Origin of the sequence: Haloarcula sp. CBA1115 (genome assembly GCF_000827835.1) — an archaeon.
Lineage (GTDB): Archaea > Halobacteriota > Halobacteria > Halobacteriales > Haloarculaceae > Haloarcula > Haloarcula hispanica.
Genome location: NZ_CP010529.1, coordinates 1,683,852 through 1,700,115, shown reverse-complemented (window position 1 = coordinate 1,700,115; position 16,264 = coordinate 1,683,852). Strand labels below are relative to the sequence as shown.

Genomic DNA, 16,264 nt, shown 5'->3' with positions numbered 1-16,264 from the left:
TACAGGGAATGGTTCCTGTACTGATAAGTAAATCGCTCATAACGACGGCCAGAGCCGGCGCTCGAACGGGTGATCCGCCGCTCAGTGGTCGTGATCGTGGTCGTGGTCGCTGCCGCCGTCGCCGGAGAAGCCGCCGCTCCCGGCGACCAGCGCGTCGGCGTCGCCGTCCATCATGTCCATGTTCTTGAGGTTGTCCCGCTCCTCGAAGTCGATGATGGCGTCTTCAAGGTCCTGCTGCGTGAGCGTGGTCCGCTCCTCGGTCAGGGCGTTGAGGACAGCCTCACGGAGCACGAGCCGGAGGTCGCTCCCGGTCAGTCCCTCGGTTAGCTCCGCCAGCGTCTCGGGGTCGAAGTCGTCGATCTCCATCTGCTGGGTGACGATACGGAGGATATCCGCGCGCATCCCGTGGTCCGGCTTGGGGAAGTTCACGATCTCGTCGAAGCGCCGCCAGGCGGCGGCGTCGAGCTGGTCCGGGTGGTTCGTCGCGCCGATGAGCAACACTTCGTCTTGGATGAGCGAAATCTCGTCGATGCTCTTGAGCAGGGTGTTGACGGCGCGCTTGATGGCGGCGTGTTCGTCGGAGGACCGGGTCTTGGCGACGAAGTCGAACTCGTCCATGAAGAGGATACACGGCGAGAGCCGCTTGGCGACCTCGAACACCTTCTCGACGTTCTTGGCCGTCTCGCCGAGGTACTGGCTGGTAATCATCGACAGCTTCACTTCGACGAACGGGAGGTCGAGGTCGTGGGCCAGCGCCCGGGCGACGCTGGTCTTGCCGGTCCCCGGCGGACCGACGAACAGCAGTTTCCCGATCTCTCGCAGGCCGATGCGGGCGAGGTAGTCGCGGTGCTCGATGGCTTTGACGATTTTCTGTATCTCGTCTTCCTGGTCGGTGGTCAACACCAGGTCGGCCAGGGTCATCTCCACCTCTTCGGGGGCGCGAACGTCCACGAGGTCCAGCATCTCCTCGTCGTCCTCGTCGTCGGTGTCGAACGCCTCCTCCAGTTTGGCGTCGATGAACGCGCGGTCGGCGCGCGACGGTCGGTTCTGCTCGCGGGCCCGCTCGTAGTCAGCGCCCTCGACTTGGTCCTCGAAGGCTTTCGCCAGGACCGGATTGTCTTCGAGGGCCGCGGCATCGACCCGTTCGAGGAACCACTCCTCGGCGAGGTCGCGGTCCGTCATGGAGATGCTCCCCGAGAAGTCATCGCGGTCGGTGAACATCAGGCCGGAGATGGCCGCCCAGGGCCGCTCGACGCCGGTGGCCTCGCTCGCGGTCGTGTTGGTGACCGACAGCGGCCGTTCGATCTCGCCGTCGCTCCAGAAGACGGACCGGTACGAGGCCGGCAGGTCGTCCGGTTCGAGGTCCCGCCGCTCGCTGTAGATAGTGGCCGTCAGCAGAAACTCAACGACATCCAGTTCCGGATTGCTCATTCCCACTGATGTTACCACGCAACCGGTATAAGTCACTCGAAGCCCCGGTGTCCGACACCAAGGTAATATACCCCCTCTGTGTACTCCCAACGTGGCAACTGATAACACATTAATCAGCGTGTATCGGAACCGCATCGGCGAGCCGACGACCGACGACGAGGCCTACGGCTACTGGCTGTTCGTCATCGGCATCGTGCTCGGTATCGTCGGCCTCCTTCTGTTTTACCTGACAGCATCGCGGAGCACGCCCCGGCAGTTCGGCTATCTGCTGGGAGCTATCGGGCTCATACTGCTGTTTGCGGGACCGACAATCAGACTGCCGCTGACACGGCGTGGGCTGATACTCACCTATCTCGGTGCCGTAATCGGACTGGTCGCGATGGTGTGGTTCACCACGTTCTATCCATCGAACTGGACCGGCCCCGAGGGGAACCCGGCGGTGACGCTGTACATCGTCGGCCTCGGCCTGATGGCGGTCGGCGCGGTTGTCTCCCCGCTGCTGACCGGGCGGAAGGAAGCATACGACGAGGCCGTGCGGACGGCACAGGAAGCGACGGAGTCCGCCAAACGGTCCTCAGATGAAGCAGAGCGAGCGTCCAAGGAGACCGAGCAGGCCTCTCAGACGGCCAGCGAGCAGTCTCAAATCGCTGAGCAGGCGGCCCGCGAGCGCGACACGCTGGCCGAGAAGTTGGCGACCAGCGAGGCCGCCCGCGAGGAGATGGCGACGGTCACAGAAGCTACCGAGGCGGAACTCGCCGCGGCCCACGGCACCATCGCGGCTGCGATGGACAGCAAGGCGACGTTCGAACTGTTCGAGGACTCGGCGGGCAAGTACCGCTGGCGGCTCCGCCACCGGAACTCGAACATCATCGCCGACAGCGCACAGGGCTATTCGTCGCGCCAGAAGGCGATGCAGGGGCTCCGCAGCGTCCAGTCCAACGCCGCCGGCGGAGCCGTCGTCTTCTTCGAGGACGCGACCGAGGACGACACCGCCGAGGACGTGCCGGTCGTGCCGGCCCCCGAAAGCGACGCGACGTTCGAACTGTTCGAGGATTCGGCCGGGGAGTTCCGCTGGCGCTTGCGCCACGACAACGGCAACATCCTTGCCGACAGCGGCGAGGGGTACGCCTCGAAGTCGAACGTTCGACGGGCGCTGGAGAGCGTCCGCGCGTACGTCCCCGGTGCGGCCTATCTCAAGATCGACCCCGTGGCGTACGAGGTGTACGCCGACGCCGCCGGGGAGTTCCGCTGGCGCTTGCTCCACCGCAACGGCAACATTCTCGCCGACAGCGGCGAGGGGTACAGTTCCCGGTCGAACGCCCGGCGGGCGGCCCGCCGCGTCGGCGAACTCGCGCCCGACTCCGAGGTCGACGACGGCTTCGAGGTGTATCAGGACAACGCCGAGGAGTGGCGCTGGCGGTTGCGTGCGGCCAACGGCGAACTCGTCGCCGACTCCGGCGAGGGGTACGCAAATCGGTCGAAAGCCATGGATGCCGTCGAGCGGGTCCAGTCCTACGCCGCCGACGCCGACCTGCTGGAGATCGGGAGCGCGGCCTTCGAGGTGTACGAGGACAGAGGCGAGGAGTGGCGCTGGCGACTCCGCCACCGCAACGGCGAAATCATCGCTGACTCCGGCGAGGGGTACGCCGAGCGCAACAAAGCCGTCGCCGCCATCGAGCGAATCAAGCGCCACGCCCCCGGTGCAACACAGGAAGGGTAGCGGCGACCGAGACGCCCGGGCGGGCAATTCTCCGTAGCGAAGAATAGCCGAATTAATTAAACAGGTTTCAGTTGAAGTTACACCTATATGACAATAGATACCCTCGAAGCGGCCGGACTCACGCGCATGGACGACAGCAACATCGCGGCGTTTCTGTCGAACCAGCGGGTCGGCGTGCTGGGCCTGCCGACCGGGAACGGACCGTACATGATTCCCCTGTCGTTCGGGTACGACGGTGACCGCTCGCTGTATTTCACCTTCATCGGTGGGTCGGCAAGTCGCAAACAACAGTTGACCGAGGCGGCAGCGGACGCGGCCGTGCTCGTGTACAAGGTCGAATCGATGTTCCACTGGGAGAGCGTCCTGCTGCAGGGCGGCATCGAGGCCGTCCCCGAGTCCGAGTGGGACGAACTCGCAGACGTGCTCGATACGGCGTGGCGGCCGGAACTGCTCGAGGACGCTATCGAGGACGGCGACATCGCAGTCTATCGGTTCCACATCGACGAGAAGGAGGGGCTCAGACACGCCGGTCTGCCGCCGGCGTTCGAACAGGAGTGAGCCCACTGTCCGACTGTTTCGGGGAGCGGTTGGCCCGGTCGGAGACAACGGTTCCCCCACTGTGTAGAGTTTGTCAGGTTTTAACACAGGCCGAGACGTTCCGTTGTCCATGCCCACACCTGTCATCGTGGATGCAGTCAGAACGCCACAGGGAAAGGAGGACGGCGCACTCGCCGGCGTCCGGAGCGAAGACCTCTCTGTGCCGCTTATCAACCAGTTGCTCGCGTCGACCGGCGTCGAGGCCGAGGACGTTGACGACCTGCTGTGGGGCTGTGCCCAGCAGCGCGGGGAACAGGGCAACAACATGGCTCGCGTCATCGCGCTGTTGTCGGACCTCGGCGAGAGCGTCCCCGCATCGACCATCAACCGCTGGTGTGCGTCTTCCGCCGAAGCGCTGATGCGGGCCGCCGACGCCATCGCGGCCGGCCAGCGCGACGTGCTCATCGCCGGCGGCGTCGAGTCGATGTCCCGCGTGCAGATGGACGAGAACACCCACAACGTCCATCCGCGACTGGCCGAGCACTACAATATCGGCGAGCTTCAGATGGGAATGACCGCCGAGAAGGTCGCCAGCGAGATGGAGGTCGCCCGACAGGAACAGGACGAGTACGCGCTCCGGAGCCACCAGCGCGCCGCCGACGCGACGGAGTCCGGTCGCTTCGACGACGAAATCGTCCCAATCGATACCGAGGACGGCCAGCTCGAAGCAGACGAGGGTATCCGCCCGGACACCACGCTCGAAAAGCTGTCCCAGCTACCGACAGTGTTCAAGTCGGACGGGTCAGTCACACCCGGCAACGCCTCGCAGGTTTCCGACGGCGCGGCGGGGCTGATGGTCACGTCGCGCGAGTTCGCAGAAGACCGCGGGCTCGACATCCTGGCGGAGATCGGTTCCCACGAAGTCGCCGGCGTCGACCCGACCGTGATGGGTATCGGCCCGGTCCCCGCTGTCCGGAAACTCACCGAGCGCACCGACCGTGAGACGGACGACTACGACCTGGTGGAACTCAACGAGGCCTTCGCCTCCCAGTGCCTGTACTGCCAGCGCGAACTCGGCTTCGACGACGACATCTACAACGTCAACGGCGGCGCAATCGCCATCGGCCACCCGCTCGGGGCCTCCGGCGCGCGCCTTCCGGTGACGCTCGTCCACGAGATGAACCGCCGCGACGCGGAGCTCGGCCTGGCGACGGAGTGTGTCGGCTTCGGCCAGGGTGCGGCAATCGAGTTCCGACTGCCCTGACTGGGTGCTATCGGCACAGTTTCGGGATTTTACCGCAGTACGTCGTTTTCGAGTGCGTTATTTGCGAACGTCGAGGCGCTCGCGCGAGCGAGAGTCGAGAGAAGACAGTCGCTAATCGGCAGCCACGTCGCCGGCTGTCGCCGCCTCGGCGGGACTCGTCAGTGAGTGGATGTAGTCGTCGAGGTCGAGCGCGAAGGTGGCGTCGGTCGGGAGATCGACCCACGAGAATTCGAACTCCGCGCCGCGCTCCTCGCCCGTGCCGGTGACAGTGTGCACCCAGTGATCACGGGACTCGTGGACGGGAAGGTGGTAGAACGACCGCACGTACCGCTTCGGGGGTGATTCACGACGCGTCCAGACGTCGGTGGCGATGTGTTGCAGGCGCTCGAAGGAGGCGAGACCGCTCTCCTCGACGGCTTCCCGTTGTACGGCGACCCGCGGTTTTTCGCCCGGTTCGACGGTTCCCTTCGGTATCTGTAGCCCGTCGTGGCCCGGTCCGTCGAACACCAGGAGTTCCGATCCGTTTCTGGTGATGTAGGCGCAGGCCTTCTTCACGTACGTCGCCCGCTGTGGTTGCATACTATCCGGTAGCGACAGCAGACATATAGTACTACCCACATATCTGCCTAAAATCATATTAGGACACCGGATGGCTGAGAAGAGGAGTGAGCGGGCGCAGTACGCCGGTAGCGGCGCACCACAGTACACTGACGCCGTCATTCTCGGTAGCGGATACGCACTGTGATGGTGGCAGTTTCGGGTAGTGAGTGTTAATTTTAATCTAGATTGCGAGGATTAAAGTTGTGTCAACCATGAGGACTGTGTATGGACGGTCACATCACACCTGAGGAGTGGGAACGAATCGAAGCGTTCGCACAGAAACCGAGCTACCTGCGTCGCCCGGAGCATCTACTCCCCGAAGAAGCCACGGAGGACGAAGAGAGCGTGGACGGAGCGGTCGCGGGCGACTGACAGGAAGCCGTGTTCTGTAGAACCGACCACACCTGACCCGTTGTTGTTCGTTCTCGGAGACTTATCAGACTCGGTTCCCTGGAGGTAGCCATGAGTCTCCAATCGATGTTCAACGACATCCCGTTTGTCAAGCAGTTAGGGATGGAAATAACTGCCGTCGAGGACGGCTATGCGGCAGGCGAACTCCCGTTGGAGGACGGTCACTCCTCGAACCCCGAATCGATAATCGCACACGGCGGCGTCACGTACTCGCTCGTCGATACCGTCGGCGGGGCGGCCGTCGTCTCGCAATCCGGCACCGTCTCGCCGACGGTCGACATGCGGATCGATTACCTCGCGCCCGCAACCGCCGATTTGCGGACTGAGGCGGAGGTGATCCGGAGCGGCGGGAGCGTCTCCGTCGTCGACGCAGAAGTGTACGACACCGATGGCCATCACATCGCGAGCGCTCGCGGCACGTACAAGACGGACGGCGACCGCGGCGAGTCGCCGTGGACAGAAGGCGTCGACGAGTCAGACGTTACACGGCTTACCGACGACTAGTCGCCACTGACCATTTTCATCCCGTCGCGGACGGACTCCCGACGGCCCAGCAGCGTCACCATGTCGCCCTCTTCGAGGACGTAGTCGGCCGTGGGTACTTCGGCATTCTCGTGGAGCTCACCGCTGACGAGCGCGACCAGACAGGCGTCGGGCAGCATCGGCCCGACCTCACTGATCGGCTTGCCGATGAGGTCCGGGTTCTTGACTTCGACTTCCTGGACATCCCCGCTGCGACCGATGTCGGTCATCCAGTGGGCGATGGCCGGGCGCTCGATCTGGTTGTCGATGGCCCAGGCCGTCGCCATCGCCGAGGAGATGGTCCGAACGCCGAGGTCCTCGAAGGCCTCGACGTTGTCCGGGTTGTTCGCGCGGGCGATGACCCGGTCGACGCCGAACTTCGAACTCGCAAGCTGTGACACCAGCAGGTTCGCGTCGTCGTCGCCGGTCGCCGCGACGACGGTCTTGGCGTTGTCCGCACCGGCCGACCGCAACATATCGGTGTCGGTGCCATCGCCGATCTCGACGGCGTACCCCTCGTTGCGGGCTCGTTCGACGCTCTCTTCTTCCTGCTCGATGATGACGACGTTCTCGCCCCGGTCTTCGAGGCGTGCGGCGAGCGCTCGGCCCACCTGTCCGCCGCCGACGATGATGACTCGCATTGGTATCACATCCAGTTTTTCCGCGATGAATCGCGCCAGTCCACCCTCGAACAGGGCGGTCGCAAAGATGACGAGGAAGACAGTGCCCAGCAGGATATCCGCCTGCGTCCCCAGCAGTTCGGCCTGTGCCCCAGTGACCTCTTCGGCTGCAGCGTTCAGCTCGACGGCAAACAGCGTGGCGACAGATGCCGGAATAATACCACGCGGCCCGACAAAGCTGACGAACAGTTTCTCGTTCGTGGTGAAGCGGTCGCCGACGGCCGAGACGAACACCAGCAGCGGGCGGATGACTAGCGCGACGGCGAGAACGACGATAATGCCAGACAGTCCGACGTCGATGAGCGACGCGAGCTCCAACTGGGCCGCCAGCGCGATGAACACGAACGACAGCACCAGCAGCGTGATGTCGCCCTTGAACTCCTCGATGTCCTCCTCGTACGGGTGGTCGACGTTCCCGAGCGCCATCCCCGCCGTCGCGGCGGCGGCGACGCCGGCCTCGGTCGCTATCGTGTTCGCACCCGCGTAGGCGATGAGCGCCCCGGCGAGCACGAGCAGTCGGGAGTTCCGCGGCGCGTCACCGGGCGAGAGGTCGACGTACTGGAGGAGGTAGTACACTACGCCAGCGACGAGGAGACCAACGAGTAGCCCCGTCCCCAATCGAAGCGCGAACGCCCGCAACAGCCCCTCGCTCGACGCCGCCGGATTGACCGTCTCGAAGATGACGACGGCGATGATCGCCGCGGTCACGTCGTTGACGATCCCCTCCGTCTCCAGCGCGGCCGCGACGCGGTCCCGAACCGGAACGACGTTGAGGATCGGCGTGATGACCGTCGGCCCAGTTGCGACCAGCAGCGCACCGATCAGGAACGCGAGGTTCCAGGAGACGGCCGCGGAGTTGAACGCGAACTTGACGGCGATAGCGGTACCCACCAGTGCGATAGCCGCACCGACGGTAACGAGTCTGAACGTCGCAGCCGGGGCTTCACGCAGACGGTCGAACCGGAGGTGGTAGGCCCCCTCGAAGACGATGATTGCGACCGCTAAGCCGACGATGGCGGACAGCGCCCCGCCGAAGGTGCCGTCACCGATGATGCCCAGTCCGGGCTGGCCGATGATGACACCGACCAGTAAATAGAAGATGATACTGGGCACCCGCAGGCGCGCGGCGAGGACCTGTGCAAGGACGCCAAGTCCGATGATGCCGGCGACAAGCGGAATCAGTAGCCCCGAACTACCAGCCACAGTTGGCCTCCATCTGTCCAGCCTAACGTATCGGCCTCGTATAAACGCACTCACTCAACGGCACACGAAGGCTCTATCGGGAGCCCAGTCCACGGCCGATGTGACGCTGGCTATTCTTCGCGGTTGTCGAGGGCCACGAGCACGCCCCGGACGTTCAAGCGCATCTCGGCGCGACCCTTCCGCTCGCCCCAGAGGTCGGTGTCGGCCCGCTTGAGGAAGTAATCGATGACAGCCTCGTCGTCGTCGAGTTCCTCGCGCTTGCGCTCGACTTCGGCAACCCACTCGGGCAGGATCTCGGCGTAGGTCTCCAGTTTGTCGCCGGTTTCGGCCGGGCCGTAGTGGCCGAACATGAGGATGTCCGGGTCGAGGTCCTGTAGCATCGTCACGTCGTCGAGGGCCCCCTCCAGCGTGAAGTTGACCGGCGGCGTCGTGACGTGCATCTCGTCGGTCGCCGGCGTGTAGATACCGGCGGCGTCGGCGGTGAACACACCGTCGACGACGGGGTCGTAGAAGACGACCTGGTGTGGGGCATGGCCCGGCGCGTGCATGACGTCCAGCGAGTGATCGCCCAGGTCGATCACGTCGCCGTCGGTTAGCGTCTCGATTCGGTCCTCGGGGACCGGAATCGGCTTGCCGTAGTACTCGATCTGGTCGCCGACGGCGTGTTTGGTCCCCTCCCAGAGCCGCTGGGGGTCGACGAGGTGTCGCTTCCCGGACTCGTGGACGTACACCGTCGCGTTCGGACAGTCCTCGACGAGGTAGCCGGCCCCGCCGGCGTGGTCCAGATGGACGTGCGTCGCCGCGATGACCTCCAGGTCCTCGGGCGCGATACCGACTGACTCCATCGCTGAAAGGATGTTCTCGTGGCGCGCGCCGATGCCGGTGTCGACCAGCGCCGGCCGCTCGGCGTCGATGATGTAAACGGAGCCGTACTCGACTACGTCGTACATCCCGGTGTCGACGTAGTGGACGTCTGTGCAGTCCCCGACCGTCACCTCGTAAACGTCACCGATTCCCATACACTTCCTCGTGACCGGCGGGGGCAAAACCGTTGTGCTGTGGCCGTCTTGACAACCGATAGTCAGGAAGGGCAAAGCCATTTACCCGGAATCAGAAACACCACTGTATGTACGACGCCGTACTCGTTCCGACCGACGGCTCCGAGGGGTCCGTAACTGCGGCCGAACACGCTATCGACCTCGCACAGCGCCACGATGCGAGTCTGCACGCGCTGCACGTCCTCGAAACCGAACAGGTAGTCGAACAGATTCCCGATTTCGAGGACAGCAGCATCTTCGACCGCCTCGCTGACGCCGGCCAGCAGGCCGTCGACGATCTGCGCGCGCAGGCCGAAGACGCCGGCATCGACACCGTGACCACAGCGGTCGAACAGGGCGTCCCCCACGAGGAAGTCGTAGACTACGTCGAGCGCAACGACATCGACGTCGTCGTGATGGCGACAGAGGGGCGGACCGGGCCGTCCAAGGAACTCATCGGCAGCGTCACCGAGTCGGTCGTTCGGGCCTCGCCGGTGCCGGTACTGGCGGTCAAGGTCGGCGGCGAAACGTAACGGAGGAGACGCACAAGTCGACAGTCGGGGGCAGCCCCACCGCGGGACCGACACGCCTAATTTCTGCCGCCGAGAACCGTCGTCCATGTTATCGAGACAGTTCGTCCGGGAGCACCCCGAGACGGTCCGTGACGCTATCGAGCGGAAGGGCGTCACGGACGTAGACCTCGACGAAATCCTCGAAATCGACGAGGAGTGGCGGGAACTGAAGGCCGAAGGCGACGGCCTCCGGCAAGAACGCAACGAAGTGTCGAGCAAGATTGGCCAGCTGAAACAGGACGGCAAAGACGAGGAGGCACAGGAGGCCATCGACCGCTCGCAGGAACTCAAAGACGAACTGCAGGAGGTCGAGGAGCGCGCCGACGAACTGGAGTCCCGGTTGGAAAAAGCCCTGCTGGAACTGCCGAACGTCCCCCACGAGTCGGTCCCGACCGGGGAGGGCGAGGCCGATAACGTCGAGCGCTACCGCGAGGGGTTCGACGACCTCCGGGACCTGCCCGACGAAGTAATTCCTCACTACGACCTCGGTGAGGACCTCGACCTGCTCGACTTCGAGCGCGGCGCGAAGGTGTCCGGCGGCGGCTACCAGTTCGTCAAGGGCGAGGGGGCACGTCTGGAACACGCCCTCATCCAGTTCATGCTGGACGTCCACCGCGAACAGGAGTACGTCGACGTGCTTCCGCCGATTCCCGTCAACTCCGATTCGATGGAAGGGACCGGCCAGCTTCCGAAGTTCGACGAGGACGCCTACCGCGTCGGCGCGCGCCAGGACGACGACTACGACAGCGACGACCTGTGGCTCCTGCCGACGGCGGAGGTGCCGGTCACCAACATGTACCGCGACGAGATCCTGCTGGACGACGACCTGCCGGTCAAACACCAGGCGTTCTCGCCGAACTTCCGCCGCGAGGCCGGCGAACACGGGACAGAAACGCGAGGCTACGTCCGCGTCCACCAGTTCCACAAGGTCGAACTCGTCAACTTCGTCCGGCCGGAGAACAGCTACGACCGACTGGAGAGCCTACTGGACGAGGCCGCCGAGGTACTGGACCGTCTCGAACTTCCCTACCGCGTGCTTGACATGTGCACCGGCGACATGGGCTTTACACAGGCCAAGAAGTACGACATCGAGGTGTGGGCCCCCGGCGACGACATGGCGGACGGCCCCGACCGCGGCGGCCGCTGGCTCGAAGTCTCCTCGGTGTCGAACTTCGAGGACTTCCAGGCGCGCCGCGCCGGCCTTCGCTACCGTCCCGAACGGCACGAATCCGCCGACTACCTCCACACGCTGAATGGCTCTGGTCTGGCAGTCCCGCGTGTCCTCGTCGCCATCATGGAGTACTACCAGAACGACGACGGCACCATTACCGTTCCCGAACCCCTCCGCCCGTACATGGGCGGCCAGGAAGTTATCGAGGGCTCCGAGAAAATCGGCGAGAGCGCCGTCGGAGCCGGCGAGAAAGAGTAGGCCGCCGCGGTCCGTTGCGCTCGGCCGGTGTCCCGCTTTCCCGTATGCGGTGCGTTACACGACACCATATTTTAATGCACTATTACATTCGTTCGTCAGCACCGCCGAAGTATGCCGGACGACGCTTTCGGGCAGATGGTACTGGACTTCCACCGCGACGACCTCGCCGAGCGGCCCCGCTATCGCCGCGACGACGGCGATTTGACCGAGGCGCATCTTGCGGGCTACTTCGAGCCGCCGTCCGAGTGGCATCCCATCGAACAGCGTCTGCTCTCGGACGTTACTGGACGGGTCCTCGACGCCGGCTGTGGCGTCGGCCGGCACGCGCTCGCGCTGCAGGAGCGCGGCCACAGCGTGCTGGCGGTCGACCGGAGTCCGGGGGCTGTCGCGGTCGCCAGCGAGCGCGGCGTCACGGATGCAGTGGTCGGCGACCTCCGGCGGCCGCCGGGCAATGGGTTCGATACTGTCGTTGCCCTGGGCAAACAACTCGGCCTCGGCAGTTCGCTGGCCGACCTCCGGGCGACGCTCAGCGAACTGGCGGCGGTGACACGGCCCGGTGGCCGTCTCGTCGCCGACGTGGACACGCTCGACCGGGCAGACCCGGAGACTGGCGCAGCCCACCTCGCCCAGCCCGGTGTCGCCTACCGCACCTTCCGCATCGAGTACGACAGGCTGGCCGGCCCGTGGACCGACCTGCTGCTGGTCACGCCGTCGCAGTTCCGCGCCGCGGTTCGGGAGACACCGTGGTCCCTGGACACGTTCGTCGGGACCGAAACCGACGGGTCGGCTTACGGCGTCCGGCTGTCGCTGCCGGGACAGTGACACAGCAAATCCGAAAGCAGTCGAGCCTCAGCGCGTGTACGTCTCGATGCGCTCGATATCGTCCCCGGCGAACGTGAACACGTCGACGAAACCGACGATGCACTCGCCGTCGGTATCGAGCAGGCGGCCGCGGGCGACGACTTCCGCCGTCGCCGTGTCGTCGCCGTCGGCCGGCTCCGCTACGCTGTCCGGGCGACAGTAGAGGCCGTCCAGCGGATGCGTGGTGTCTGTCTGGGGCCGCTCTTCACGCATGAACTGTACGAACCGGTCCCGGCCTTCGATAGTCTGATCGGGGCGGTCGTGGACGAACGACGGGGCGAGCAGCGAGGCCAACTGGTCGTAGTCGTCGCCGTCGATGGCGTCGTAGTAGGCCCGTGTACGCTGACGGAGATCGGGTCGCGTCACGGGCCTGATTCGGGTTCCTCAGGGGTGTCTCTATCGCTCTCCGTGTCAGATGGCTCGCCGTCTGTTTCCGGTCCCGAACCGTCGTCCGGCTCGGGGTCGACCGCTGCTCCCGTGTCGTCGTCGGCCATCGGGTCGGCCAGGTCCAGTTCGACTGCGTCGTCGGTCTCTGTCTCGGAGGCAGCGACGTCCGGCGACGGGCCGGCAGTCGACTGCTCGCCGTCCGGTGCGTCCTGTGTCGAGGCGTCGTCGTCCGGTGCGTCCTGTGTCGAGGCGTCGTCGTCCGGTGCCGAGGATTCGTCGGCCGCGCTGCCGACCGTGTCGGGCGGCTCTTCGACCATTGCGGTTGGAGTCTCTTCCAGCGGGTCCGTCGGCTCGGTCTCGGCTTCGCTGGCGGCCAGTTCGGCCTGTATCTCCTCGATATCAGCGTCATCGACGTCCGATATATCACCCTCTCCGTCGGGTACCGACACTGACTCCGGCGGCGCGTCGTCGGCCGACGTTGCCGCAGATTCCGACGCTGACGGTTGGTCTACGGGTGCAGTCGGTTCGTCGGTCGAAGGCGGCGGATTCGTCGACTGGTCAGCTGTCCCCGCTGGTGTCGTCTCCTCAGCTGGTTCTGCCGCCGGTCCGTCGGCTGCGTCTCGCATTTCGTCGGCCGCATCGGCGGCTTCGGGTGATGGCATCGAATCCAGCGCCGACTCGGTAGCCGACGATGCTGTCTCCGACAGTTCGCTGTCTGTCCGTTCGACTTCCGCGTCGATATCCACGTCGAGCGAGGTGTCCACAGCGGTCTCGTCCTGTGTGAGGAACGCCGGCCGGTCGTCGTCCTCCTCCTTTTCCAGCGTCTCCAGAGCTGGTGGCCACGGATCGTCGGGGTCGGGCGGTTCCTCGTAGCCACGGGCAGTTTCGAGCGGGCGCTCCGCGTCGTCCCGGAGTTGCTGGCCCTCGGCTCCGTTCCCGCTAGAGTAGGCGCGGGCGGCCTGGGTGAGCCAGTCGCTGGCCTGCCACAGCGAGTTCGCCTTTGTCTTTGCGTCCTCGTAGATCGGTTTCAGGGACTCGTCGTCGACGAACCGGACCGCGGTGTCGAAGTGGCCTTCGGCGTCTGCGAACTCGTCGCGTGCCTGCTGGAAGTCGCCCTGTGCGACCATCCACTCCGACTCGCGGAAGGCCTCCATCGCCGAGGTGAACGCGCGCCGGCCCTCCGTGTAGTGGGCGTAGCCGACGCGGTAGCGGGCGAACGCGGTGTCGTCGCCGCCGGTGTCGGCGATAGCGTCCTTGATCTCCCCGACACGGGGGAGTTCCTGAAGGTCGTCGGTACTCCAGGCGTACTGCACGTCGCCGTCGTGGTCGATGACGACGACAGCGCGCTCGATGAGCTGCTGGCCGATGTCGTCCACGAAGTCGAGCCCATACTCGCGGGCGACATCGTGGTCGGTGTCGGACAGCAGCGGGATGTTCAGGTCGTAGCGGTCGGCAAAGGCCCGGTGGCTGTACACCGAATCCGGGCTGAGACCCAGGATAGTCACGTCCTTCTGCATCGTAAAGAGGTCGAGTTCGTCCAGATCACAGGACGTCTCGTCACAGGCCGGATTGAAATCCGCCGGATAGAACGCGAGGATGACCACATCCTCGCCGAGATAGTCGGCTAGTCCGACTCGCTGGCAGTCGTCATCGACGAGCGCCGGTAGTTCGAACAGTGGTGCCGTCGTCCCCTCTGAAAGCACACGTTGTACAACCAAGCCCGGCTATAACAGTGTTTGCACAGTGTCACCGAACGAGTCGCTTTTATTCGCCAGCGTAGTAGCGCTCGTGTGGAACTGCACGTCCGGTACGAGGGTGACGACGACCCCGACAAATGTAGCGCGCGGAAGCTGGCCCGGATGGACGAGGCCGAACTCCACCGCGCGACGCGGTCGACGCCGCCCGGCATCGTGCTCAACCCCTTCGCCGAGCAGGCGCTGTCTCCAGCGGACCGGCCGACCGCCGGCGACGGCGCTCGACACAGCCGACTGGTCGCGCTCGACTGCTCCTGGGAAACCGCCGAACGGGAGGCGTTCGACCTCGAAGGGGTGCACCGCTCGCTCCCGTTTCTCGTCGCCGGCAATCCGGTCAACTACGGGACCGCGTTCCAGCTAAATACCGTCGAAGCGTTCGCCGGTGCGCTCGCCATTCTCGGGGAGCGCGACCACGCCGAGCGAATCCTCTCGACGTTCTCCTGGGGCCACACCTTCCTTGAACTGAACGAGGAACCGCTAGAGCGGTACGCGAACTGCGAGGATTCGAGCGACGTCATCGACGTACAGGACGACTACCTCGCCGAGGAGTAGTCATTTGGGCGTTGCTGGCTTATCGAGGAGCGGCGCATCACAGTGTGGACAGGCCCGTCGTGCGTGTGCCTCCAGTACATCTTCGATGCGTTCTCCGCAGGCTTGGCACCGCATGACAATAGTTAGCCTCCAGACAACAATGTAGCTTCGGCTTCATTTCTAAGGGCGTTTACCAGAACCCGGTTCCGATGCCGACCGGCGCGTCGGGTGGCGCAAGCGGACTCGTCGGCAGCTCCGCGTCCGGGTCGGGGTCGTTGTAGCCGCCGGGCGCGACGTCGTTCGGCCCGTCAGGATAGCACAGCGACGCCAGCGCCTGGATGTGGTCGCGACCGACGCCGAGCTCGAACTGGCCGCCGCCGTACAGGTCGATGCCGTGTTGCTCACAGTAGTCGATGGTCGCAAGCACCGACTCGACGGTCCCGCAACGGGACGGTTTCATGTTGAGCCACGCCGGTTCGAACGGCAGCGCCTCGATGCTCTCGACGCCGGTGATAGGCACGTCCCAGGTGACGCGCGCTTCTTCGCCGTCGAAAACCGGCCGAGTTGCGTCGGTCAGGTCTGGGTCCTCAACCAGCGCGTCGGGGAGGCCGGCGACGACGCGGCGGTAGAACTCGGGGTCAGCCTCTACGTCGACGTCCGTCCCCTCGTACAGCCCTTTCAGGTCCAACACGCGAACATCGTAGTCCGTCAGTGCGTCGACGAGGGCATCGCTCCAGGACGGCGTGGGGTCTAGTTTGAACGAAAGGTCGCCGTAACGCTCACACAGCATCGCCAGTCTGTCAGCCGTCGGCGGCGTGTCGTCGTCGGCGTTCGAGAGCCGCGTCGAGACGACGAAGTTCACTGGGTCGTACTGTCGGCCGAGTGCTGCCCCGAGGTCCGTGTCATCCTGCTGCAGCGCCAGGTCAAGCGCCGCGCTCTCGAACCCCCAGCGGCGGTAGTGACGGAACCGCTCCTCGTCGGGGGGCTCGGGCCACAAATCGGTCGCTTCCAGCGTCGCCGAAAACGAATCAACGGTGTACTCGCCGGCCAGCGGGGAGTCCGAACCCTGCAACGTATCGCTGTCCTGCAGCGCGTCGTGGGCCTCGGCCGTGTACGTCACGTCCTCGCCGCTTCCGGTCTCACCCGCACCGGAGAGGTGGACAACAGTGGTGACCCGGTCGAACCCGCTGGAGGTCGCCCGCTCTCGGCGCTCGAACGCACAGTTCTCGACGGTAACTGGCAGGTCTGCGACCTGATTGTACATACCCTGGCTTCGCCGTTCGGGCATCTAAAGCCGGCGACGTCCGGAGTCCGATTCCCGTGCT

The 16,264-nt window shown here is 65.0% G+C and carries 16 protein-coding genes; 9 read left to right on the top strand and 7 right to left on the bottom strand.

Annotated elements, in window-relative coordinates; all coding sequences use genetic code 11:
- Positions 1-81: 81 nt before the first annotated feature.
- Positions 82-1,431: an ATP-binding protein gene (locus SG26_RS08420; protein WP_008307079.1), complete on the bottom strand. Its 1,350-nt coding sequence runs from the start codon at positions 1,429-1,431 to the stop codon at positions 82-84.
- Between the two features lie 118 nt (positions 1,432-1,549).
- Here SG26_RS08420 and SG26_RS08415 point away from each other — a divergent pair, with 118 nt between their 5' ends.
- The 3 genes from SG26_RS08415 to SG26_RS08405 all read left to right on the top strand — a co-directional run bounded on the left by SG26_RS08415 (position 1,550) and on the right by SG26_RS08405 (position 4,952).
- Positions 1,550-3,151 (top strand): DUF1508 domain-containing protein, encoded by a 1,602-nt coding sequence (locus SG26_RS08415; protein ID WP_050037339.1) that lies wholly within the window; start codon positions 1,550-1,552, stop codon positions 3,149-3,151.
- 87 nt (positions 3,152-3,238) lie between these two features.
- Complete coding sequence (locus tag SG26_RS08410) at positions 3,239-3,709, top strand: pyridoxamine 5'-phosphate oxidase family protein (protein WP_014039121.1); 471 nt, start codon at positions 3,239-3,241, stop codon at positions 3,707-3,709.
- A 109-nt stretch (positions 3,710-3,818) separates the two neighbouring features.
- Entirely contained in the window at positions 3,819-4,952 is a 1,134-nt protein-coding gene (locus SG26_RS08405; RefSeq protein ID WP_023843054.1) for a thiolase family protein, read from the top strand.
- Between the two features lie 111 nt (positions 4,953-5,063).
- On the opposite strand, the gene SG26_RS08400 is transcribed toward SG26_RS08405, so the two are convergent.
- A complete protein-coding gene (locus tag SG26_RS08400) occupies positions 5,064-5,531 on the bottom strand; it encodes an NUDIX domain-containing protein (RefSeq protein WP_014039119.1) in 468 nt (155 codons plus the stop codon).
- 246 nt (positions 5,532-5,777) lie between these two features.
- Here SG26_RS08400 and SG26_RS21555 point away from each other — a divergent pair, with 246 nt between their 5' ends.
- Positions 5,778-5,924 carry a hypothetical protein gene (locus SG26_RS21555; protein WP_008307084.1) on the top strand — a complete coding sequence of 49 codons (147 nt, stop codon included), beginning with the start codon at positions 5,778-5,780 and terminating at the stop codon, positions 5,922-5,924.
- A gap of 90 nt (positions 5,925-6,014) precedes the next feature.
- Positions 6,015-6,467 carry a PaaI family thioesterase gene (locus SG26_RS08395; protein ID WP_050037338.1) on the top strand — a complete coding sequence of 151 codons (453 nt, stop codon included), beginning with the start codon at positions 6,015-6,017 and terminating at the stop codon, positions 6,465-6,467.
- Here SG26_RS08395 and SG26_RS08390 read toward each other — a convergent pair.
- Positions 6,464-8,368 carry a cation:proton antiporter gene (locus SG26_RS08390; RefSeq protein ID WP_014039117.1) on the bottom strand — a complete coding sequence of 635 codons (1,905 nt, stop codon included), beginning with the start codon at positions 8,366-8,368 and terminating at the stop codon, positions 6,464-6,466. The genes SG26_RS08395 and SG26_RS08390 overlap by 4 nt on opposite strands.
- Before the next feature lie 110 nt (positions 8,369-8,478).
- A complete protein-coding gene (locus SG26_RS08385) occupies positions 8,479-9,387 on the bottom strand; it encodes an MBL fold metallo-hydrolase (protein ID WP_050037337.1) in 909 nt (302 codons plus the stop codon).
- 107 nt (positions 9,388-9,494) lie between these two features.
- Here SG26_RS08385 and SG26_RS08380 point away from each other — a divergent pair, with 107 nt between their 5' ends.
- The 3 genes from SG26_RS08380 to SG26_RS08370 all read left to right on the top strand — a co-directional run bounded on the left by SG26_RS08380 (position 9,495) and on the right by SG26_RS08370 (position 12,228).
- Positions 9,495-9,938 carry a universal stress protein gene (locus SG26_RS08380; protein ID WP_014039115.1) on the top strand — a complete coding sequence of 148 codons (444 nt, stop codon included), beginning with the start codon at positions 9,495-9,497 and terminating at the stop codon, positions 9,936-9,938.
- Between the two features lie 85 nt (positions 9,939-10,023).
- Complete coding sequence (serS, locus tag SG26_RS08375; RefSeq protein WP_014039114.1) at positions 10,024-11,406, top strand: serine--tRNA ligase; 1,383 nt, start codon at positions 10,024-10,026, stop codon at positions 11,404-11,406.
- 111 nt (positions 11,407-11,517) lie between these two features.
- Entirely contained in the window at positions 11,518-12,228 is a 711-nt protein-coding gene (locus SG26_RS08370) for a class I SAM-dependent methyltransferase (protein WP_050037336.1), read from the top strand.
- Between the two features lie 27 nt (positions 12,229-12,255).
- On the opposite strand, the gene SG26_RS08365 is transcribed toward SG26_RS08370, so the two are convergent.
- Together SG26_RS08365 and SG26_RS08360 are read right to left on the bottom strand one after the other, a co-directional pair.
- Entirely contained in the window at positions 12,256-12,633 is a 378-nt protein-coding gene (locus SG26_RS08365) for a nuclear transport factor 2 family protein (protein WP_014039112.1), read from the bottom strand.
- On the bottom strand, positions 12,630-14,357 hold the full coding sequence (locus tag SG26_RS08360; protein WP_050037335.1) for a redoxin domain-containing protein: 1,728 nt from the start codon (positions 14,355-14,357) through the stop codon (positions 12,630-12,632). Before SG26_RS08360 ends, SG26_RS08365 begins: the two co-directional genes overlap by 4 nt.
- An 87-nt stretch (positions 14,358-14,444) precedes the next feature.
- Between SG26_RS08360 and SG26_RS08355 the strand changes: the two genes are divergently transcribed.
- Positions 14,445-14,960: a DUF367 family protein gene (locus SG26_RS08355; protein ID WP_014039110.1), complete on the top strand. Its 516-nt coding sequence runs from the start codon at positions 14,445-14,447 to the stop codon at positions 14,958-14,960.
- 169 nt (positions 14,961-15,129) lie between these two features.
- On the opposite strand, the gene SG26_RS08350 is transcribed toward SG26_RS08355, so the two are convergent.
- Entirely contained in the window at positions 15,130-16,203 is a 1,074-nt protein-coding gene (locus SG26_RS08350) for an enolase (protein WP_050037334.1), read from the bottom strand.
- Positions 16,204-16,264 lie beyond the last annotated feature (61 nt).